Below are 21,516 nucleotides of genomic sequence, written 5' to 3'. Positions count from 1 at the left end.
TCATAGACGTGGCGCCGGCACTTGATCGAGAAGCTGTTGCAGCACTTGGTCAATCGACAGACCTTCGATATCCAGCTCAGGTGACAGGCGTACTCGGTGACGCAGCACCGCCAGGGCGCAGCCTTTTATGTCATCCGGGATGACGAAATCACCACCACGTAATAACGCACGGGCACGGCTGCCACGCACCAATGCAATTGAGGCGCGCGGGCCAGCGCCGATTGCGAATCCAGGCCAGTTGCGCGTAGCGCGAGCCAGGCGCACGGCATAGTCGAGAACCTGTTCGTCAACCGGCAAGTCGCTGGCGATTTTCTGCAGCGCTTGTACGTCTTTGGCTTGCAGCAGGGTGCGCAGCGGGGCGACTTCAAGCATGTCGGCTTTGCTGGAGCGAGTCACCTGACGGACCATGAGCATTTCTTCATCCTGCTGCGGATAATCCATACGCAGCTTGAGCATGAAACGATCAAGTTCGGCCTCGGGCAGCGGGTAAGTGCCTTCTTGTTCAATCGGATTCTGCGTGGCCAACACCATAAATGGCAACGGTACAGACAGCGCCCGGCCTTCAAGAGTGACTTGGCGTTCTTGCATCACTTCAAGCAGCGCTGCCTGAGTCTTGGCCGGTGCACGGTTAATTTCATCGGCCAGCAATAAATTGGTGAACACCGGGCCTTTGCGCAGTTTGAACTGCTCGCTTTGCAGGTCGTATACCGCATGCCCGGTGACATCGCTGGGCATTAAGTCCGGGGTGAATTGAATACGCGAAAACTCGCCGCCAAAGCATTTGGCCAGCGCGCGTACCAATAGAGTCTTGCCGAGGCCCGGTACACCTTCAATCAACACATGGCCGCCAGCAATCAGCGCGGTCAACACATCGTCAATTACCCGAGCTTGGCCGATCAAGGCTTTTTGCAACTCCAGGCGCAGCGCTTGAGCCAGTTGGCTGGCGCGCTGACGTTGTTGCGCCGTATTCGCGACCGAAGTCGCCGGAGCTGAGCTGGCAGGTGCGGCTGGGTTGGCGCTTGACTGGTCGGGAGTGTGTTCGCTCATAAGGCATTCCTGAGAGTTTGCAGGTGGGCAACCTGACGGGTGAATTCGGTGGCGGTTAACCGCTGTTGCGGGACTGGTCGCATGGCTTTGCCTATCGCGCCAGTGCTGAGGCGCGTCAGGCGGCTGAGGACTAACCATTGATCAGCGACTGGCAAACGTTCAAAGCCTGGGTGACGCTTGCGTGCGCGGCGTTGAATATCCAGTTGCAAGCCTTGTAGCAGTGTTTGTTGGCCATTGCGCCTGAGGTTGAAGTCAGCGCTGGCGCGGATGTGTTCTTGTAGCTGTCTGCGGCTGAAACTCGCCGGTAATTGCAATGGACCTTGACGCATGCCGACGCTCCAGAGCGTCAGAGCAAGGAGCAACCCAAGGGCCAATAGCGCTTGTGGGAAATACTTCCAGAGCAAACTCAGCAAATCGTCATGGTCGGCGCGAAAGAGCAGGGTGACATCGGTTTCCTGAGTCAGGTACCAGAGTAGCCAAGCGTTATCGTACTTGGCGATTTTGTCGTTTTGCCAGGCCCAGCTATCGGTTAAAACGGTGATTAACCCATCACCGTGATAGAGCTGGAGCATATGGGTTGATTGAGCGCTATTGGCCCAGGCCGTGGCGATGTTTTTCGCGTCGTAAAGGTGAAAGTCAGTGTCGAAACTGATGTAGGCGGGTGCATCTTCATTTTCGAGATAGAGCTTTGTTAGCTTGGGGTAAGCGTCTTGCTCATCGTCAATCACCGGTGCGGCTTCAGGCTGATCGGGCTCGCCTTGCGATAACTGTTCCAATTGCGAATAGCTTTCTGGTTCAGGCTCTGCTGCTGTCTGATCTGCGTCGTGGCTGGTTTCAGTCGGGGCCGAATCAGGACTTTTGGACGCCTTTTCAAGGGCGTCTAAATCATCACTGTCGAGTTGCTGAATCCCCAGTCTGTCGAGCAGCAAATCACCACTCTTGCCTTTCTTTTCGTCCCATAAGCGCTCTGCGACAAATATCAGGTGTCCGCCTTTGGCTGACCAGTCGAGCAGTCGCTGGGTTTGCTGAGGTGTGACTTTTTCCCGATCGCCCAACAGTAATAAGGTGTGGCCAGTGCTCGGTAACTGCGCCAGCTTGGCCAAGCTATCAGCTGTTTCGACTTTGACGCCTTGGTCGCGCAAAAAAGCCTGCGCCGCGAAGTAAGGATTCGCTTTAACTTCAGGGGCGGCGCCGTGGTCGATAACGGTTTCATAGGATTCGGCTCGCCCCAGCAAATAGCTGGCAAGCAAACCAAGGGCAAGAATAATCAGTGCGCCAATGATAAAGCCGTTACGTCGGCTCATGCCGCAGCCTCCGGCTCAAACAGCTGGCGCCAGTTGTTGCACAGTGATGCTTTGGCAGAGGCCGGTGGCAGCTTGTGTCCATAGGCTAGATTTTGCCAATGATGAGTCAGCGTTGAGCTGAATCGATCAAGCTCTGGTTGCTCAAGGCTTTCAACCAGTTGCAAGACTTCGTGCTCGGTGTGGGCGCTTTTCAGACCCAGTCGGTAATCATGCAGCAAGCGGCTGAGCAGGGCACGGTAGAGCAGGCCCAAGGCTGCGCGTGGCTCACGATCCCAAAGCTGGCTAACTTCGCTACAAATATCATCCGGCAGACTTTCAGGGGCGACTTCCAAACCGAACATCTGGCTCGGCGGCGCACTTTTAGTGCGCTGGGGTAAAGTAAAGCGCCCGGTGAAGGTATTTAACCAATCCCGGTAGCGCCACACTATCCAGGCGATAAGGGCGAATAGAGCCGCCCAGAGCAGGGCGGCGAAGATTTGAGCCAAGGTCTCCATCGACTTCCAGAGCTCAGCCAGTTTGCCCAAACCTGAAATCAGCGACTCAAGGAAATCGGTGTCTGGCTTGGCTGGTTTTTCGCTATCTCGCAGGCGCCAGCGGGTTACCGTTTCCGGGTTTTTGAACGGCGGCTTATCAAGTAGTTGGCTGATACTTTGTTGCGCCGCCTGGCTGCTCAAGGCTTGTTTTTGCAAGCGCTCGGCTTGTGGTCCAAGCGGGTCTTGCTCGGCTGGTGGACGAGCCGTCGCAGAGCTGTTTGGTGCTGCGGCATCTGCTGCGGCCATTGCCGTGTTTGGTAGTTGGCTGAACAGCAGGCCTACAGCTAGCAGCGCGGCATAGGCAACACCTGTTAAGCGTTGCCGCAATTGGCGAAATGCCAGTTCAATGTCCCATGCTTCCAGTGTGGTGCGGCGGTTCAAGTACAGGCTGAATCCACATGCCACATACACTGGTTCCCAGACAATCAGAAGCAAGGCGTAGAGCCCGTTGGACAAATGCTCCAGCCACATCCAGTCGTTTTGCTCGGGGGCAATCAGGCTTTGCCAGCTCCAGTCCAGTTCCAGTTGTTGCGGCAGCATTAAGTAGAACAAGGCAGCCAAGCCAAGACTCAGGGCAAACTCAACGTGCACGCCGACGACTGTCAGCCAGGTCGCGCCACCTGCATTTTTTTGCCCGAGGACGGTCAGGCGCTGGCTGCGAGCGGCGCCTGAAAGTCCTTCCAGTTGCATGACTGGCATATCAAAACTGCGCGTAGTGCTGATACGTCGCCAGGTCAGGCTGGCCAATAGCTGTGGTTTTAACAGTCGCGGATAGGCTTTGAGCGCTTGCCTTAGTGTCGGTGTATTGCCAAACAGGCTGTTGGACAAGATATACAACGGCAAGCGTTCATAGGCTGGTTTCAGCCACCAGAACACCAGTATGGCAATGCTTGGATAGTCCCAGAAAATCAGGCAAAGCAGGGCGAATATCGGCAGGGTAACCAGCGCCCAACTGGCCATCAGCAATCCTGCATGTCGGCGCGCGAGTAGTACGCCGAGATCAAGTGCTTCCCAGCCACTGCGTGGACGAATTGCGACGTTAACTTCAGTCAGACGCATGAGCACCTCGCCCGGCAAGGATCAGATAGCTCAGCACCAATGCCCAGAGTAAAGCGCCCACGGCGTACTTAACATGCGGCGTGGCGAAGGTCATTGATGACCAGTACGCCTCGATAAAGGCTGCAAGTAACAAAAACACCACAACACCAGCAACCAAACGAATGCTATCTGCTGCGGCTAAGCGTAAGGCTTCGGTGCGGGGCAAGCGGCCTGGGGCAAGTAATGCCCAGCCCAGCTTCAAGCCTGCAGCGCCAGCAAGCGCGATGGCGGTAAGCTCGAAAGCGCCGTGACCGATAACGAAGGACCAGAAGGTTTCGCTATAGCCAATTTGCGTCAGGTGACCAGCTACTGCGCCGATCATCACCCCGTTGAACAGGAGAAAGAACAAACTGCCGAGCCCGAATAACAAGCCGCTGGCGAATGTCTGAAAGGCAATGCCGATGTTGTTCATGATGTAGAAGCCAAACATCATCCAGTCGTCCCCAGAGCCGCGCTCACTGAAGCGGCCCAGGCGTCTGGCATCCGGGTCATACATGCTTTCCATGCTTGCGACTTGTTGTGGGTCGACCACGCTGTAAACAAGATGGGGAAACCAGTAGACCAGTAGCCCCATGATTATCAAGCTGCCAAAGAACAACAGACTGGCGGCCAGTACAAAGCGCCATTGCGCGCGAACCAAGCGTGGAAAACCACTGAGCAGGAAACTTACTAGCTGGGCGCCAATAGTGCTGCGGTGGCGATAGAGTTGTTGGTGGCCGCGCAAGGCTAATTGCTGCAACTGTTCAATTAAGTGGTTGCTGTAGCCTCGGGCCTGGGCCAACGAGAGCTGTTGGCAGACGCGTCGGTAATCAGCCGCAAAGCCCTTGCTGTGCGACGCATCGGTTTTACCGGTTTTCTCCAGGCCATCTAACTTGCTGGCGAATGCTTTCCAGCTGGCTTGGTGATGGCTCTCGAATTGACTCTGCTTCATCGAGGCCCCACAAGACTGTGGGCAATGCCATTAATAGTTTGTTCAGCTTGTTCGGTCGGCACCTGCAGTGGTACCGCGATTATGTTGGCCAGTTCAACGCGGCGTTCCTGCGACAGGCTGCTGGCGCGCTCAGCAAAACCAAGTATTGCACGTTGTTCTTTCAGGCTAAGGGCGATGGGGGCACGCACTGCCTCTGCTTCAGGTAAAACCGGCGCAAGCGGCTTTTCCTCGCGGTAAACCACCAGCGTGCCTGCGGCTATATCGCCCAGACGTTTGAACGTTGGGCTGTTCAGGCAACTGAGAATGCCGAAGGTGTAGCCGAATGGCAGTATGTCGACAAAGCGCAGCAGGTTGCGGGTCAGGGAGGCTGGCCAGCCCACTGGCGTGCCGTCGTCGTGTACCACGCGTAACCCCAACCATTGTTTGCCGGGGGAGCGGCCTTGGTTGAGCACCTCAAACAAAACCATGTACCACCACGTCACTATAAACAGCAAAATCGTGCCTAAGCCCATACCTAGTTTGCCGAGCATGCTTAATAGCAGGTACATCAAGCCCAATACGATGCCGCGAATGATCAAGTCGATGCAATACGCCAGCGCACGCGGTACCAGTCCGGCTGGGCGCAGCGAGAGATCAATACCTTCTGGCGTCTCGACGTGATAACGCGTATCCAGCAACTCAGCGGCGGGGCGGCTTGAGGCGGGGCTGGTGGCGTTTGTTTGATTGTTTTTGGTATGCGGCATCGGCTGACTGCGATGAATAAAGCCCGATGCTAGCCAGAGCGAGCCGCTGAGGCAACTGGTCTAGACACAATCTGTAGATTCCCCCCGCAATCTGAGACATCTCTGAAAAACTACTGCGCAGGTAATGTTGCGATAGTCGGGGTTTCGGCAGCCATTGATGCGGCTCTGGTTGCTGCTTTTTTGAGCTGTCCTAATCATCCGATTGGTAAATAGAGCCACACAATTAAGCGATGTTAGACTGCATCAGCCATTCGCTCAGGACAATACTGTGACTTCAAGCATCTTCTGGTACGACTACGAAACGACTGGTATCGACCCGCGCCGCGATCGCCCTTTGCAGGTGGCTGGTATCCGCACTGATGAACAACTGAACGAGATTGCCGAGCCGCTGAATATTTACTGCAAACCCAGTGACGATATCCTGCCGCACCCAGCCGCCTGCATGATTACCGGTATAACTCCACAGATACTGGTTGAGCGGGGGCTTGATGAAGCTGAGTTCATGGCGCAGGTGCATGCGCAGTTGTCGCTGCCCGGTACTTGTGGTGCGGGCTACAACAGTATTCGTTTTGATGATGAGGTCACGCGTTACAGCTTGTATCGCAACTTTTATGACCCTTATGCGCGCGAATGGCAGGGCGGTAATAGTCGTTGGGATTTGATTGATCTGGTCAGAACGGCGTATGCATTGCGCCCGGAAGGGATCGTCTGGCCGGAGGTGGAAGGGCGCGTTAGCCTGAAGTTGGAGTTGTTAACGGCCGCCAATGGTATTGAGCATGGTCAGGCGCACGACGCATTGTCTGATGTGCGTGCAACTATTGCTTTGGCGCGGCTACTGCGTGACAAGCAAACCAAGCTTTACAATTATCTGTATGGCCTGCGCAGTAAGGCGCGGGTACTTGATCAGATTAAATTACTGCAACCCATTGTGCATATTTCTGGGCGCTTTGCCGGGGCCAACCATTACTTGTCAGTGGTGTTGCCGCTGGCTTGGCATCCGCGTAACCGCAATGCGCTGATCGTATGCGACTTGCAACGTGATCCAAGCGTGCTGCTCGATGAAACTGCAGACACCCTTCGTGAGCGTTTATATACCCGCCATGATGCATTACTCGACGGTCAGTTGCCGGTGCCCCTTAAGTTGCTACAGATTAATCGCTGCCCGGTTGTTGCGCCGTTAAGCGTGCTGCGTGACAGCGACATACAGCGTTTAGAGCTCGATATGGTGACTATCCAGGCACGCGCTGAGCAGCTAATCGCAACACAGTCGCATTGGCAGGAAAAAATACCCGAGGTGTATCGCGAGGAAGCGTTTGCCGGAAGTGATGATCCCGAGCAGCAACTTTATGACGGTTTTATCGGTAACCGCGACCGTAGCTTGTGCGAGCGTGTGCGCACTTGTGAGCTTGAACAACTGGCTACAGAAAGTTGGCCGTTTGATGATCCGCGCTTGCCTGAACTGTTATTTCGTTATCGGGCACGTAATGTACCATCGAGTTTGAGTGCTGAAGAACAAGTGCGTTGGCAAACATTTTGCCAACAACGCCTAACATTGCCCGAGTTTGGTGCACCCAATACAGTGCAACAATTTGCTCAGGCGATGACTGAGGTGTTACCAACTGCGTCACCTGCTCAGCAACAAGTTCTGCATGCGTGGCAAGACTATGTTCAGCAATTAGCCCACCGCTACGGCCTTTCTTAATCAGGGATTTTGCGTTGGGCAGTGTAGGGTTATGGAGTATGTCGCGTAGTCATTAATAACCTGGATTATTTGTTTGCCTGCTAACGATGCGTCATTGCATTGTTGACGTTAATTTTTTGGCATAAAAAAACGCCGGACTAACCGGCGTTTTTTGTAACAACGAGAAACTTGCGGCTGATTAGCCCAGCAAAGTAGCCCAGCTCTCAACCACGTCAGCGCCCCACTTGGCTTTCCACTCTTTCAGTGTCTTGTGGTTGCCGCCTTTGGTTTCGATGACCTCACCGTTGTTAGGGTTTTTGTATTGCTTAACTTTGCGAGCACGCTTGGTGCCGGTACCTTTAGTGGCACGAGCGTTCTTGCTCATTTTCGCATCTGGATCGAGCAGAGCGATAATGTCCCGCAGGGATTTTTGATATTCGCCCATCAGTTTGCGCAGTTTGCCTTCGAACTCCAGTTCTTTCTGCAGTTTGTCATCTTGTGACATGTTTTTCAGGCGTTCTTGCAGTTCTTTGATGGCTTCTTCTGTAGCGCGGTATTCGTTGATCAGCGACATATTGTGTACCTTGGCTCATTCTGAGGTGACTATGTGTAACTAATAATAGACACGCACTTTTCACAAGTAAACCGGTTTATAAAGAAAAGACACACTACTGCAAGTAATTAGTTGTTTAGCGGGTCTGCTAATAGCCATTTTTTTGAGAAAATAACAGTCACTAAGTTGGCGCGTCTAATTATGGCGCTGCCTGTGACCCGACAGGAATGTCTTGGAGGCATAAGTCCCCGGCTGTGAGATGTGCTCGGGTTGCGGTTTTTTTAGTGGACTCAACCACTCAGGGTTAATGCGGTTTTTTCTCGCGATGTCTAGAATGATCGCCTTTGTAAACTTAGCGGGAGCTTTTCATGCGCACTTTTCGGCTGGTTATTGCCTGCCCAGACCGTGTTGGTATCGTGGCCAAAGTCAGTAATTTCCTAGCGACGTATAATGGTTGGATTACTGAGGCTAGCCACCATTCTGACAATCAGACTGGCTGGTTTTTTATGCGCCATGAAATCCGTGCGGACTCTTTGCCGTTCGATATAGATGGCTTCAAGCAGGCTTTTGGTCCCATCGCGCGTGAGTTTTCGATGGAATGGCGGGTTACCGATTCGGATCATAAAAAACGCGTAGTGCTTATGGCGAGCCGAGAATCCCACTGTTTGGCTGACTTGTTACATCGCTGGCACAGTGCCGAACTCGACTGTGAAATACCCTGTGTCATTTCCAATCACAATGACCTGCGCAGCATGGTTGAGTGGCACGGTATTCCGTTCTTTCATGTACCTGTTGATGCGCAAGATAAGCAGCCAGCTTTTGATGAAGTGGCGCGCTTGGTTGAGGCGCATCAGGCCGACGTAATTGTGCTTGCACGCTATATGCAGATACTGCCGCCGCAGTTGTGCCGCGATTATGCGCAACGGGTGATAAACATACATCACAGCTTCTTGCCGTCATTTGTGGGGCCAAACCGTATCACCAGGCGTCGTTACGTGGGGTCAAGCTGATTGGCGCGACATCACACTATGTAACCGAGGAGTTGGATGCGGGCCCGATTATCGAACAAGACGTGGTGCGGGTCAGCCACCGTGAAAGCATTGAAGAAATGGTTCGCCTTGGTAAGGATGTTGAAAAAATGGTGCTCTCTCGTGGACTACGCTATCACTTAGGAGACCGTGTTCTTGTGCACGACAACAAGACGGTTGTATTTGATTGATACGCCTTGTATCGCAACCTGGGCGTATCTGAAAGGAGTTCGATTATGCTCAAGTCAATCAAAGCGCGTGACTACATGACCACTCACCTTGTGACATTTCGCGCCGAGACGGATTTATTCACGGCGATAGACCGATTGCTTGAGCACCGGATCTCTGGGGCGCCTGTGGTCGACTCTCTGGGGCGCTTGATCGGTTTGATATCTGAGGGTGATTGTTTGCGAGCAACGCTGTCTGGCGCCTACTACGAGTCAATTGGCGGCACTGTTGGTGATTACATGAGTCGCAATATTGAGAGCATTAGTCCAGAAGCAAGCGTGATTGAGGTCTCTGAGCGTTTTTTGCAGGGTAAACTTGGCCGCCTGCCGGTGATTGCTGATGGGCGACTGGTCGGGCAGATAAGCCGCAGTGATGTATTGCGCGCCGCTAAAGAGTTTGCCCAGCATGAGAAAGGCCGACAGGCACTTGAGTGAGCCAGTTATTCATCAATAATCTGTTAAACAAGAGTGTGTAGCGCGAAGCTGAAGGTCTTGTTTATCCGTGCACTTCAGTAATTGTGAGCACACTGTCGAAGGAGGTAGATCATGGCTGATCCGCTCGATCGCGCCGTATCAAAGGCCCCGGCAACTGTTGGTGAGGGTTGCCTGAGCCGTTACGACATCGATCAATTGAGCCCTGAAGACGGCGCAGACTTTACTGATGCACAGTCGCTGTTGAAGCAAACGCAAAGCCTTGATCAAAGTGATCAGAAAGACGATCAATAGCGCTACATCAGTAATACAAAGGGCGCCTCGATGGCGCCCTTTGTATTTAGCTCACTGCACCCGGATTTAAGATGCTTAGGGAACCTCTGAAAAACTACTGCGCTAGATATTACTGGGGCAGCCCTTGCTGCGTTAAAAAACCTCTCAAAATGCTCATTTACAACACGTAAAGTCGAGCGCGACCTCGGCCGCTTTTCGCAGTTTTTTGCCTTGTCCTACCGTCGCTCGCTACCTTTTTCAGAGGTTCCTTAGATACGGAAGCTGCCTACCAATTGATTGAGGCGTGTAGCCTGGCGCTCCAGATCACTACAGGCACGAAGTGTTGCATGCAGGTTCTCGACGCCTTCCTGGTTGAGGGTGTTGATCTCGATGATGTCCATGTTCAGCGATTCGATAACCGAGGTTTGCTCTTCGGTGGCAGTGGCCACCGACTGGTTCATGCCGTCGATCTCGCCGATACGCTGAGTGACGCTACCAAGACGCTCGCCTGCCTGATTGGCAATCGACACACTTTCCTCGCTGTAGCGTTGGCTCTCAGTCATGGTTGTCACAGACTCACGTGAGCCCACCTGCAGCTCCTCGATCATGCTTTCGATCTCTTGCGCCGACTCCTGTGTACGGTGTGCAAGGTTGCGCACTTCATCAGCAACTACCGCAAAACCACGGCCCGCCTCACCCGCGCGCGCTGCTTCAATCGCCGCGTTCAGTGCCAGCAGGTTGGTTTGTTGTGAGATGCTTTTGATGACTTCAAGGATTTGGCCGATGTTCACGGTTTTGCTGTTCAGCGCTTCAATGTTGCTGCATGAGGCGCTTATTTTTCCAGACAGATCATTCATCGCCGCGATGGTGCGCTCAACCACCGAGCGACCATCTTCAGCTTGCTCGCGGGCATCGGACGCCTGAGTCGAGGCATCGGCAGCATTGCGCGCAATTTCCTGGGCTGCAGCACCAAGCTCATTGATCGCCGCTGCGACACTGTTGGTGCGACTGGCTTGTTCGTCGGAATTAAGCATCGATGAGTTCGAGGCATTCACCACCAGCTTGGCAACTTCGTTGACCTGAATCGTTGCCGAAGATACTTCGCGAATCGAGGTGTGAATCCGCTCAACGAACTGGTTGAACGACCTGGCCATCTCACCGAACTCATCGTTGCTGTTGGCGCTCAGGCGTTGGGTGAGGTCACCTTCACCCATGGCGATGTCGCGCATGGCTTTGCCCATAGTATGCAGGGGCTGCATGAGCACTCGCATCAATACGCTAAGCAATAGCATGATCAAGACCACCGCAATAATTGTCGCGATAATAGCTGAAGCACGGAACTCGCTTAGCATCGAATAGGCTTTGTCTTTATCGATCGACAGGCCTAAATACCAACTCACCGATGGCAAACCTTTTACCGGGGCGAAACTGATGATGCGCGTGCTGCCGTTGATTTCTACTTCACTAATGGCGCTGCTGATGGTCGGAGCATTTTCTGCGTAGACATCCTTGAGCGACTTCATCACTAAAGATTTGTCCGGGTGCACCAGAATTTGACCGTTTGCACTGACTAAGAATGCGTAACCCATACCCCCAAAATCCAGCGAGTTGATGGTCTCAACCAGCGTGCTCATGCTTAGGTCGCCGCCAACTACGCCAGCACTCGGAGCAGGTGTGGCAATGGTGATGATCAGGCCGCCGGTGGCTGCGTCCACATAAGGCTCGGTCAGCGTGGTGCCTGCGGTTGCGAGCGCATCCTTGTACCAAGGCCGTGTTCGTGGATCATAACCGTCAGGCATTTTCTCGTCGGGGCGCATTGCGAAGCTGCCGTCGGTACCACCCAGGTAGGTAAAGTCGAACGTCGAGGTCAGCGCTTTTTGCTCAAGCAGGCCAGTTACTGCGGAAGTATCAGGATTTTTCGAGATCGACTGTGCTGCACTCTCAACCAGCAAAATCCGGCCCGATAACCAGTTTTGAATATTGCTGGCGGTTATATCGCCCATTTCATGCAAGTAACTCTCAAGGTCCTCGCGAATGGCATTGCGTTGCAGGTAATCGTTGTACAGTGTGAAAATCGAGAAGGCTGCAACTACTACTAATGCAGCGGCAAGCAGTATCTTGTGACTGAATTTCAAATTTGTGTTCATACACTCTTGCGCCCGTAAGGTACTGAAGCCAGTCTTTGATAAGGATATATACGGCGTCGCAAACTAGCGGCCTTAGGGAACCTCAGATGCTCACTGGCGCTCACCCTTTGGGCCAGCCGTTGGCTGTTACTCCCGCTGGTTGTTGCACCTTGTACTCCCTTCGCTCGCTTTTTTTCAGAGGCTCCATGATCAGATATGTCGGCAAGCGGGCTCAGAAGCTTTAATCCAGAGGACGGTAAATATGGCTGTAGCAAACCAAATAATTTTAGGCGCTGATCTTGAGGGTCAAGAGGTCGGTCAATCCTTGCGCCTTGCCAATCGTCACGGTTTGATTGCAGGTGCAACCGGCACCGGGAAAACGGTGACACTGCAGCGTTTGATCGAAACCTTTAGTGAGGCCGGCGTTGCAGTATTTGCCGCTGACGTAAAAGGCGATTTGTGTGGCGTCGGAGCCGTTGGAAACCCACAAGGCAAGATTGCCGAACGCATTGCCAGCATGCCTTGGCTTGAGCATGTACCCAAGGCATGTCCCGTTTCACTCTGGGATATAAACGGACAAAGTGGCCATCCGCTGCGTACCACCTTGAGTGAAATGGGACCTTTGCTTCTCAGCTCACTGCTAGAGCTGAGCGATAGCCAGCAAGCAGCACTCTATGCCGCGTTTAAAGTGGCCGATCGCGAAGGTTTGTTGTTGCTTGACCTGAAAGACTTGAAAGCACTGCTCAATCATCTCAAGGACCACCCCGAAGTGCTCGGTGATGACGGTGCGCTCTTTACCAAAACTTCAGGTCAGGCCCTGTTACGCAGGCTTTCAAGCCTTGAGCAGCAGGGTGCAGAGGCTTTGTTTGGTGAGCCCGCCTTGCAGTTGGAAGATATTCTTCAACCCGACGCCAACGGCCAAGGCCGTGTGCATTTGTTAGACGCCAGCCGCTTGGTGCATGAAGCGCCAAAAGTGTATGCAACGTTCTTATTGTGGTTGCTGGCTGAGCTTTTTGAGCAGTTACCTGAACGCGGCGATGCCGATAAGCCAGTGCTGGCGCTGTTCTTTGATGAGGCACACCTGTTGTTTGCCGATACACCAAAAGCGTTGCAAGAGCGCTTGGAGCAGGTGGTACGCCTGATTAGATCGAAAGGCGTCGGGGTGTATTTCGTCACACAGTCGCCGAGTGACTTACCCGATGATGTGCTGGCCCAACTGGGTTTGCGTATTCAGCATGGTCTACGCGCATTCACTGCGAAAGAGCAAAAATCGTTGCGCGCGGTAGCCGAAGGTTTTCGGCCGAATCCGGCGTTCGATACGCTCAGCGTGCTCACCGAACTGGGCATCGGCGAGGCGTTAGTCAGCACTATGGAAGAGAAGGGCACGCCAGCCATGGTCAGGCGTGTGTTAATTGCTCCACCGCAGTCACGAGTGGGGCCGTTGACTGAGGCCGAGCGCGTCACTTTGATCAAGCAATCGCCGCTCGCTGGGCGGTACGACAAACCGATCGACCGCGAGTCCGCTTATGAATTGCTGACCGCACGTGCCGCCGCTGCTGAGGTCAAGCCAGACGCTCAAGTAGCCGCTCCAACTGCAGGCAACAGCAAAGCCGCCAAAGAGGGTGAAAGCCTTACTGATATGGCTACGGATTTGCTGGGCGGCTTTGCCAGCCAAGCGATGAAAACCGCCGTACGCCAAGCAGCCAACCAGTTTGGCAGGCAATTGGTGCGAGGGTTGATGGGCTCTTTATTAGGCAGTAAAAAACGCTGAAGAAGCGGCCTTAAGCTTGGCCGGCCAGATTGAGGTTAAATAGCTCTGTATGGCCGGCTATTTCAGCACTTCCTTGAGGAACCTCTGAAAAACTACTGCGCTAGGGATTACTGGGGCAGCCCGTGCTGTGTTGAAAAGCTGCTCACAGCCTTTAGGCTGAACGCACTTTAGTGCGGCCCCGAAGGGGTGAGCAACGCGAATCAAATGCTCATTTAGGACAACTAAGTCGAGCGCGACCCCGGTCGCTTTTTCGCACCTTTGACTCGCTGGCGCTCGCCCTTCAGGCCAGCCTCTGGCTGTTACTCCCGTTGGTCGTTGCGCCTTGTACTCCCGTCGCTCGCTACTTTTTTCAAAGGCTCCTTTAAAGTTGGGATTTATCTTCCAACTCTTTTTCGATTTTCTGTATTTCTTTATCAAAAGCTTGGTCGAGAAGAGAGGCTCTTTTCCGCCAGGGCTTGCGTTCCGGTTCGGGTTGAGCGGCGTAGGTTAAAACTTCTCCGCCGTAAACATCCTTGTAACGCTGCGCCTGGCGCTCGAGTTCGGCGCGCAGTTCGTCTTTCGTCACGTTAAATCCCAAGGTCTGAGTTGTATTACTAAGGTGGCAACGCGAGCTGTCATAGCTCGTTGTTACGGCCACCGTTATGCTGAAAGCGTACGGTCAGTTTTCAATTGAGTATACAAAGTACTGACTCGGGCTATACAGCCACAGGCAATGAAAACAATTTCTTTAGGGAACCTCTGAAAAACTACTGCGCTAGATATTACGGTGTTAAAAAACTGCTCAAAATGCTCATTTAGGACAACTAAGTCGAGCGCGACCCCCGGTCGCTTTTTCGCATTTTTTTGCCTTGTACTATCGTCGCTCGCTACCTTTTTCAGAGGTTCCTTAGCGGTGTCGACTTTTACTATCGATCTCAGCCAATTATCGCGAACGGTTTGAAAATGTCCAGTTTTTATACGGTTTGTAGCAAACATTAGCTGTACTTTTATACCTATATTAGTGTGGCGTTGAGTTGTCTTCGGTTGGCACACTTGATGCGTTCGGTGGGCTGAATTTGATCGGCCCCTGTAAGCGTGTGTTTTCAAGAATAAGTAAGACTGGCTGGACATGGAAAGATTACAAATATTTATAAAATTAACCGAGATTGAACAGTTTGCATGTTTTTTTGCTTTTTTGATCTTTGCTTAAACCGCTCTAGGGCGAGTCTTTCAGCCTGTATAGGGGCTGGATCAGACTTAAAAACGGATTGGATGTCGAATGAGAAGACTCTCAAACGACTAGGTCATACACATCATGTATACAGCACCGCCTTGGAGGCAGAGATGAAGTATTTATGTCTGGTTTATAGCAATGAGCAGCAATTACATTCCTCGGCAGACAGCCCTAAAGATGAAGAGTGCTGGGCCTACGCCGAAGCGGTACAGCGCAGTGGACGGATGATTGCCGCAGAAGCTTTGCAGCCGGTGCACAGTGCAACAACCGTGCGCATGCGCGGGGGCCAGTTATCGATCACCGATGGTCCATTTGCAGAAACCAAAGAGCAATTGGCAGGGTTTTATCTGATTGAAGCGCGTGATTTGAATGAGGCGGTTCAGCTCGCGGGTAATATTCCAGCCGCGCGGGTTGGTTGTGTAGAAGTGCGCCCAGTACGGCAGTTGGATGTTTGACTTGTAGTTATAACCGCTGGAGTTGTTTGCGCGACTAAAAAACCCTTAGGGAACCTCTGAAAAACTACTGCGCTCGGTATTACAGCGTTAAAAAACTGCTCAAAATGCTCATTTACAACACGTAAAGTCGAGCGCGACCTCGGCCGCTTTTCGCAGTTTTTTGCCTTGTGCTCCCGTCGCTCGCTACCTTTTTCAGAGGGTCCTTAGCACAGGGTTTTTTAGTCGATGTCGGAAAAATGTTAGAGCATTGTGGATCAAGGCTGTTGCAGTTTTTTCAGGGCTTCACAGCTGACTGCATAGTTAGCTTTGCAGGCTGCGGTGTACAGGGCGACTGCTTGATTTGGGTCGCGCGCGACGCCGTGTTCACCCGTGAAGTAAAGATTGCCGAGGATATGCTGGGCCATTGGGTTGCCGCCTGAGGCCGACTGGTTCAAGTACTTGAGCATGGCGTCGCGGTTAGCAAATGAGGCGTCATCGCGACCTGTGTACAGATACGCTAAACTCACCGCAGCCATTGAGTGACCTTTATCCGCGGCTTTCTTCCACCAGGCTTCTGCTTGCTTAAGGTCCTTGACCGGGCGGCCGACGAAGTAGGCGCTACCTAATTTGAATTGGCTATCCAGGTCGCCGGCTTCGGCTGCTTTTCGCAGTTGATCAAACTCGGTGTTGGCAGTTTGTTCTTGAGTCGTTGCGGGACTGGTACCGGGCGCTGTTGCTTCGCTGTCGGTGCCTTTGCTGGCACAACCGGCGAGAAAAAGCAGGGTGCAGAACACTGCAGGAAGAGTTGAGCGCGCCAGTAAATTGGTTTTCATCATTGATTATTCCTGATTTGACGAGAGCATATTGCACGCGATGCTTTGGCTACGTGTAGGAGGCTTCAATCCCTTCGGAGTATCGAGAGCGAAGCTTGGGCAGGCTTCTCGGTACGGTCGTCAGGTTAAACGTCTCCGGCCTCAAAATGAGTTATTGCGGCTAAAGCAAAGACAACAACTCTGTGAATAAGTTAGGTAAACAGTGTGCGGCTTGGGTTGCTGAAATTTATGGAGTATATTTTCATGAAATTATTGGTTGAATAATTCATGAGGCCGTCATGTTCAAGCAGTCTGCCCAGCACGTCTCCAGCTATTATGCAGCAACCTATCCCGAGCCTTTGCAGTTAAGGCCAACGCTTAAAGAGTCGCTCTGCACCGATGTGCTGATCATTGGTGGCGGCTTTAGCGGTCTGCATTGTGCGCTTCAATTGTTGCAGGCTGGCAAGCGTGTAGTTGTTCTGGAGGCAAGTCGCTTGGCTTGGGCTGCTTCGGGGCGCAATGGTGGCCAAGCGTTGCTCGGTTGGTCGTGCGATATGCCGCCATTTGAAACGACGCTGGGTTTAAGTGGCGCTCAGCAACTGTGGCGCAGTATGCAGTTGGCGGCAACAGAAATGCGCGAGCTGCCGCAGCGTTATGGGTTCGATATCGATTACCGATCAGGCAGTTTATACACCGCTGTTCTGGGGCGACGTGTCGCTCAGTTGCAAGCGGCTGAGCGTGAGGCGCATGAGAAATGGGACTCGCCGGGTGTGCGTTTTATCGCGGGTGAGGAATTACGCGAGTGGATTGGCAGTGATCGCTATCTGGCCGGGCTTTACGATCCGCAAGGGGCACATATCAACCCACTGAAACTTGCCCAGGGTTTAGCTGCGGCGATTGAGCAACTGGGCGGGCAGATTTTTGAGCAGAGTCAGGTGCTGGATTACCGCCAGACCACTGAAGGATACAGTGCTCGAACAGCTCAAGCAGAGGTCAGCGCTGATGTGCTGATTCTCGCCTGCAACGCCTACATTGATAAGCTAGAGCCAGCATTGAGCCGACGCATTCTGCCGGTGGGTTCCTACCAGGTCGCAACTGCGCCGTTAGCACCAGAAATTGCACAATCATTGCTGCCCAAAAACAGCTGTGTGATTGATAACCAGTTTGTCCCGGATTACTTCCGTCTAACGCCAGATAACCGCCTGCTATTCGGCGGCGGCTGTACCTATCTCGGCGGTATTCCAAAGGATGTTGCGGCAGCTACCCGGCCTTATCTTGAGCGAGTATTCCCGCAATTGCGGGGTGTTGAGTTGGACTACGCCTGGGGCGGGCATATCGATTGCACAATGAAGCGAACTCCAGATATCGGTTGTGAAGGTCAGCGTTACTGGCTGCAGGGATTTTCCGGGCATGGCGTGCTCCCTACACTGGCTGGTGCGCGAGCGGTGACCGATGCAATTGCGGGCAACACTGAGCTGTTGAAGCTTTACCAACGGCTGCATAACCCGGCGTTTCCCGGTGGTTCACGTTTAGCTGCGCCCATTGAGGCGCTGGGCAAGGCGTGGTATCGGCTGCGCGATACGCTTTAATTTTGCAGGTATATGAGTGATTCGATGAAGTCGCTTCAAGGAGCTGATATGGATATGCAGGATGAGGTCGAAGGACTGGCGATACTGATTCGCGACCTACGCAAGTACAAGAAGGTGAGCCTTGAGGCGTTGGCTGAGCAGGTCGGTCGCTCTGTGGGTTTTCTGTCACAGGTTGAGCGAGCAATCTCCAAACCAACGGTGGCTGATCTCACGGCTATTTCAGAGGCGCTGGGTGTTTCTACCAGTTACTTTTACAGCCTCAGCAAGCCGCGGGAAGTTGGTTGGGTAACCCGCCCGGGCGAGCGCCGAACTTTATATTACGCTGGCGGGATTACCGATGTGCTGGTCTCGCCGAGGATGTCGGCCGGTTTCTCGATGCTGGAAAGCCATTTGGCGCCCGGTGCGACAAGCGGTGAAGGGCACTTGAATGACAGCTCCGAGCAAGGTGGTTTTGTGCTTGAGGGTGAGTTGACAATCTGGTTCGAGGACGCTGGCGATGACCAGGAAAGTCCTGTGACCTTGCGCGCCAACGATGGCTTCCAGCTGCCGCCACACAGCCAGTTTCGTTATGCCAATCTCAGCCAGCAGGCGACACGGGTGCTTTGGGTTTTCAGGTAGTCACCTTCAGTGGCGAATTGCATGCGCCCACGGCAACTATTTTGTCGCCATTGGCGTTTGCAAGTGGGCTTAGACCTGCGATCCTTTTAAGGAGCTTTTGAATTAAACCTGTTAGAGGTGCGTATGCAGATCAGTTGTGATTTTGACAGTGGCAATATCGAGGTTATTGATGCCAGTAATCCTCAACGGGTATTGCTGGCGATTCGTCCTGATCTGCGCAGTCATCACTTCCAGTGGTTTCACTTCAAGGTGGATGGTCTTACACCGGGCAAGCCGGTTGGATTCAGCCTGACCAATGCCCACAAGTCTGCCTACAGCCACGCCTGGACGGGTTACGACACCGCAGCATCTTATGATCAGAAAAAGTGGTTCAGAGTCCCGAGCCGTTTTCAGGATGGTGCGCTCGATTTTGAGCTGGCACCGCATCAGACGCAAATATGGTTTGCCTATTTTGAACCTTACAGCCGTGCTCGCCATGATCAACTGATAGCCAGCGCAGTTGCCGATGCTGGGGCGCAAGTTATCGCTACGGGCAAGAGTATTGAAGGGCGCGATATCCAGCTGTTGAAAGTCAGCCGTAACCCCAATGCGCAGCGCAAAGTCTGGATCATTGCCCAGCAGCATCCAGGCGAGCATATGGCTGAGTGGTACATGGAGGGCGTGATTGACCGTCTGAAAAACAGTGAAGATGCCCAGCTCAAGCACTTGCTCGAACATGCTGATTTGTACTTGGTGCCGAATATGAATCCTGATGGCGCCTACCGTGGGCATTTGCGCACCAATGCTGCCGGTCAGGATCTTAATCGAGCTTGGCAATCAGCAAGTGAAGAGCAAAGCCCCGAGGTGTATTTCGTTCAGCAGCAGATGCGCAAGATCGGCGTTGATCTGTTTCTGGATATTCACGGCGATGAAGAAATTCCCCACGTGTTTACTGCCGGTTGTGAGGGTAATCCAGGATACAGCCCACGGCTGGAGACGCTTGAAAACGAGTTTCGCAGCCGGTTGGTTGCCAGTGGTGCTGAGTTTCAGACGCGTTTTGGCTATCCGCGCAGTGAACCGGGCAAGGCCAACACCACCTTGGCGTGCAACTCAGTGGGTATGGAGTTCGACTGCTTGGCGTTCACCATCGAAATGCCGTTCAAGGATCACAACGACACACCGTGTCCGCGCACCGGCTGGAATGGTCAGCGTTCGGCACAACTGGGCAAGGATGTACTCAGCGTGATCGCTGATATGGTTGAGCAGTTGCGCTGAACATAGCTCGTAACGCTTGAGGGTTTGGTTTTACTGAACTCTTTATTGAATGGATAGGTCGCAGTTGTCTGCCTGAGTAATCCAACTCAGGCACAGCTCATCTCAAGGATTGCAGATGCTTAGCGTTAACCTTGGGCCGTTGAACATGTCGGCGGCTCATTTGCTGTTATTAAGCAGCTTGTTTGTGGCCACGCTGGTTGGCTGGTGGGTTGGGCGCAACGCCAAGAGCAATCCAGAAAACCGCCTGTTCCTGATGTTCCTGTTTGGCGTGCTGGGCGCACGAGTTGCCTTTGTTGTGAGCTACTTTGAGCATTTCCAGAATGACTTATGGCAAGTGATCGACCTGCGCGATGGCGGCTTTATCGCGTGGCCCGGTGTATTGCTGGCGCTCGGGTTGGGCCTGTATTGGTTGGTCAGGGAACCACTGATGCGCCGTCCACTGGGCATCGCATTGATTACCGGGTTGTTAATCTGGGGCTCAGGCACGGCAATGATGCGCGCTCTGGAGCAGGGCACTCGCTTACCCGAGGTTGCCCTCGCCACAATGGATGGCAAAGGGGTTAACCTGAGCGACTATGCGGGCAAGCCTTTAGTGGTCAACCTTTGGGCAACCTGGTGTCCGCCATGCCGGCGAGAGATGCCGGTGCTGGCTGCGGCGCAAGCGCGTCATACTGACGTGACCTTCTTGTTCGTAAATCAAGGTGAAGGCCAGGACGAAATCAGTCGATTTCTGCAGGCGGGTCAGTTGACGATGAGCAATGTGCTGCTTGATAGCGGCGCGCAGCTTGGACCGTTAGTTGGCTCACGCGCATTACCGACCACGGTGTTTTATGACGCTCAAGGCCGCCAGATTGGCAGCCACCTCGGTGAGTTATCTGATGCGAGCCTATCGCAAGTACTAGAACTGTTTAAAAAGGATGGTAAACAATGAGTAGGTTCATGCTTAAACCCTCGCGCTGGCTGGCGCTAGCGTTGTTAAGCGCAGGTGCTGCCGGCATACATGCCGAAGAATGGCCGGCACCGATCAAAGCTGTAGAAGCACGGGGTGCGCAAGTTGTCGGTCGGTTTGATGCCCCCGGCGACATGCAAGGTTTCGCAGCTAAATACAATGGCCAAGCCATAGCGCTGTACCTGATGCCGGATGGTAAGCACGTGCTACTTGGCACATTGCTCGATGAGCAGGGTGCTGATCTCAGTGAGGCGCCGCTGGAAAAGTTGGTCTATCAGCCGATGGCCAAGGAAATGTGGGCGCGCATGGAGAAAAGCAGCTGGGTGGCGGACGGTAAAGCCGACGCGCCTCGTGTGGTCTATGTATTCAGCGACCCGAACTGCCCGTACTGCACAATGTTTTGGAAGCAGGCGCGACCTTGGGTTGAGTCCGGAAAAGTGCAACTGCGCCATATAATGGTCGGCATCATCCGCGACGACAGCGAAGCTAAGGCTGCTGCAATACTGACGGCCAAGTCGCCAGAGCAAACGCTTAACGAGCATGAGGCCGCGGGGCGCTCAAGTTCACTTGCAGCGTTAAAAACCATTCCGGCGAATATCCAGAAACAGCTTGATAGCAACTTAGCGCTAATGAGCGAACTGGGTGGCCAGGCGACCCCGGCGATTTTCTATCTGGATAAAGACGGGCGTATGCAGCAGCAACAAGGTGCTCCGCGTCCAGATGCGTTAAAAGCAATCATGGGCGAGTAGGGCGGTAGGGCGGACAACGCTTTTTTGTCCGCCATTTGGCACGGTTAACGCCTGTGTCAAATGGTTGGACTCTGGTGGGCAAGCTTCGCGTTGCCGCACCCTACGAAACACACAATGGCAGACAAGGTTTGCTTGTCAGCCATTGCTGCTG

The 21,516-nt window shown here is 53.4% G+C and carries 19 protein-coding genes and 2 pseudogenes; 11 read left to right on the top strand and 10 right to left on the bottom strand.

The window, feature by feature from the left end; genetic code table 11:
- From ACN0UH_RS01255 to ACN0UH_RS01235, 5 genes are read right to left on the bottom strand one after another with little or no spacing between them, the layout of a single operon-like run.
- Window positions 1–1,047 (bottom strand): AAA family ATPase, encoded by a 1,047-nt coding sequence (locus ACN0UH_RS01255; RefSeq protein ID WP_417660346.1) that lies wholly within the window; start codon window positions 1,045–1,047, stop codon window positions 1–3.
- Entirely contained in the window at window positions 1,044–2,351 is a 1,308-nt protein-coding gene (locus ACN0UH_RS01250; RefSeq protein ID WP_417660345.1) for a DUF4350 domain-containing protein, read from the bottom strand. Before ACN0UH_RS01250 ends, ACN0UH_RS01255 begins: the two co-directional genes overlap by 4 nt.
- Complete coding sequence (locus ACN0UH_RS01245; protein ID WP_417660344.1) at window positions 2,348–3,943, bottom strand: DUF4129 domain-containing protein; 1,596 nt, start codon at window positions 3,941–3,943, stop codon at window positions 2,348–2,350. Before ACN0UH_RS01245 ends, ACN0UH_RS01250 begins: the two co-directional genes overlap by 4 nt.
- On the bottom strand, window positions 3,930–4,913 hold the full coding sequence (locus ACN0UH_RS01240) for a stage II sporulation protein M (protein ID WP_417660343.1): 984 nt from the start codon (window positions 4,911–4,913) through the stop codon (window positions 3,930–3,932). The genes ACN0UH_RS01245 and ACN0UH_RS01240 overlap by 14 nt, the downstream gene beginning before the upstream one ends.
- The gene (locus ACN0UH_RS01235; protein ID WP_417660342.1) at window positions 4,910–5,656 is read right to left on the bottom strand and encodes an RDD family protein; all 747 of its coding nucleotides are present in this window, start codon (window positions 5,654–5,656) and stop codon (window positions 4,910–4,912) included. The genes ACN0UH_RS01240 and ACN0UH_RS01235 overlap by 4 nt, the downstream gene beginning before the upstream one ends.
- Window positions 5,657–5,924: 268 nt before the next feature.
- On the opposite strand from ACN0UH_RS01235, the gene sbcB reads away from it, so the two are divergent.
- On the top strand, window positions 5,925–7,358 hold the full coding sequence (gene sbcB, locus ACN0UH_RS01230) for an exodeoxyribonuclease I (protein ID WP_417660341.1): 1,434 nt from the start codon (window positions 5,925–5,927) through the stop codon (window positions 7,356–7,358).
- A 178-nt stretch (window positions 7,359–7,536) separates the two neighbouring features.
- Here sbcB and mvaT read toward each other — a convergent pair whose 3' ends face one another.
- Window positions 7,537–7,911 carry a histone-like nucleoid-structuring protein MvaT gene (mvaT, locus tag ACN0UH_RS01225; protein WP_087517907.1) on the bottom strand — a complete coding sequence of 125 codons (375 nt, stop codon included), beginning with the start codon at window positions 7,909–7,911 and terminating at the stop codon, window positions 7,537–7,539.
- Window positions 7,912–8,258: 347 nt separating this feature from the next.
- Here mvaT and ACN0UH_RS01220 point away from each other — a divergent pair.
- The 3 genes and pseudogenes from ACN0UH_RS01220 to ACN0UH_RS01210 all read left to right on the top strand — a co-directional run.
- Window positions 8,259–8,983, top strand: a pseudogene (locus ACN0UH_RS01220) (formyltetrahydrofolate deformylase); the annotation flags it as partial.
- A gap of 171 nt (window positions 8,984–9,154) precedes the next feature.
- Complete coding sequence (locus ACN0UH_RS01215; RefSeq protein ID WP_417660340.1) at window positions 9,155–9,580, top strand: CBS domain-containing protein; 426 nt, start codon at window positions 9,155–9,157, stop codon at window positions 9,578–9,580.
- A 111-nt stretch (window positions 9,581–9,691) separates the two neighbouring features.
- Window positions 9,692–9,871, top strand: coding sequence for a hypothetical protein (locus tag ACN0UH_RS01210; protein ID WP_417660339.1), 180 nt, complete (start codon window positions 9,692–9,694; stop codon window positions 9,869–9,871).
- 248 nt (window positions 9,872–10,119) lie between these two features.
- Here ACN0UH_RS01210 and ACN0UH_RS01205 read toward each other — a convergent pair whose 3' ends face one another.
- Both ACN0UH_RS01205 and ACN0UH_RS01200 read right to left on the bottom strand, forming a co-directional pair.
- Window positions 10,120–10,884 (bottom strand): methyl-accepting chemotaxis protein, encoded by a 765-nt coding sequence (locus tag ACN0UH_RS01205; protein ID WP_371917468.1) that lies wholly within the window; start codon window positions 10,882–10,884, stop codon window positions 10,120–10,122.
- Between the two features lie 93 nt (window positions 10,885–10,977).
- Window positions 10,978–11,997, bottom strand: a pseudogene (locus tag ACN0UH_RS01200) (cache domain-containing protein); the annotation flags it as partial.
- A 241-nt stretch (window positions 11,998–12,238) separates the two neighbouring features.
- Here ACN0UH_RS01200 and ACN0UH_RS01195 point away from each other — a divergent pair.
- Window positions 12,239–13,747 (top strand): helicase HerA-like domain-containing protein, encoded by a 1,509-nt coding sequence (locus ACN0UH_RS01195; RefSeq protein WP_417660338.1) that lies wholly within the window; start codon window positions 12,239–12,241, stop codon window positions 13,745–13,747.
- A 361-nt stretch (window positions 13,748–14,108) separates the two neighbouring features.
- On the opposite strand, the gene ACN0UH_RS01190 is transcribed toward ACN0UH_RS01195, so the two are convergent.
- Window positions 14,109–14,312, bottom strand: a complete 204-nt coding sequence (locus ACN0UH_RS01190; protein WP_417660337.1) for a hypothetical protein — start codon at window positions 14,310–14,312, stop codon at window positions 14,109–14,111.
- A gap of 758 nt (window positions 14,313–15,070) precedes the next feature.
- Here ACN0UH_RS01190 and ACN0UH_RS01185 point away from each other — a divergent pair.
- The gene (locus ACN0UH_RS01185; RefSeq protein ID WP_417660336.1) at window positions 15,071–15,415 is read left to right on the top strand and encodes a YciI family protein; all 345 of its coding nucleotides are present in this window, start codon (window positions 15,071–15,073) and stop codon (window positions 15,413–15,415) included.
- Window positions 15,416–15,669: 254 nt separating this feature from the next.
- On the opposite strand, the gene ACN0UH_RS01180 is transcribed toward ACN0UH_RS01185, so the two are convergent.
- A complete protein-coding gene (locus ACN0UH_RS01180) occupies window positions 15,670–16,230 on the bottom strand; it encodes a tetratricopeptide repeat protein (protein ID WP_417660335.1) in 561 nt (186 codons plus the stop codon).
- A gap of 275 nt (window positions 16,231–16,505) precedes the next feature.
- Between ACN0UH_RS01180 and ACN0UH_RS01175 the strand changes: the two genes are divergently transcribed.
- The 5 genes from ACN0UH_RS01175 (at window position 16,506) to dsbG (ending at window position 21,365) form a co-directional block, all read left to right on the top strand.
- Window positions 16,506–17,795 (top strand): NAD(P)/FAD-dependent oxidoreductase, encoded by a 1,290-nt coding sequence (locus ACN0UH_RS01175; RefSeq protein WP_417660334.1) that lies wholly within the window; start codon window positions 16,506–16,508, stop codon window positions 17,793–17,795.
- A gap of 48 nt (window positions 17,796–17,843) precedes the next feature.
- Complete coding sequence (locus ACN0UH_RS01170; RefSeq protein WP_417660694.1) at window positions 17,844–18,413, top strand: helix-turn-helix domain-containing protein; 570 nt, start codon at window positions 17,844–17,846, stop codon at window positions 18,411–18,413.
- Between the two features lie 123 nt (window positions 18,414–18,536).
- On the top strand, window positions 18,537–19,667 hold the full coding sequence (locus ACN0UH_RS01165; protein WP_417660333.1) for a M14-type cytosolic carboxypeptidase: 1,131 nt from the start codon (window positions 18,537–18,539) through the stop codon (window positions 19,665–19,667).
- 115 nt (window positions 19,668–19,782) lie between these two features.
- Window positions 19,783–20,598, top strand: coding sequence for a prolipoprotein diacylglyceryl transferase family protein (locus tag ACN0UH_RS01160; protein WP_417660332.1), 816 nt, complete (start codon window positions 19,783–19,785; stop codon window positions 20,596–20,598).
- Window positions 20,595–21,365 carry a thiol:disulfide interchange protein DsbG gene (dsbG, locus tag ACN0UH_RS01155; protein ID WP_417660331.1) on the top strand — a complete coding sequence of 257 codons (771 nt, stop codon included), beginning with the start codon at window positions 20,595–20,597 and terminating at the stop codon, window positions 21,363–21,365. The genes ACN0UH_RS01160 and dsbG overlap by 4 nt, the downstream gene beginning before the upstream one ends.
- Window positions 21,366–21,516: the final 151 nt, after the last annotated feature.

This window comes from Pseudomonas sp., assembly GCF_048265905.1.
In the GTDB taxonomy this organism is placed as follows: Bacteria; Pseudomonadota; Gammaproteobacteria; order Pseudomonadales; family Pseudomonadaceae; genus Aquipseudomonas.
This window is presented reverse-complemented; position numbering and strand designations above follow the sequence as displayed.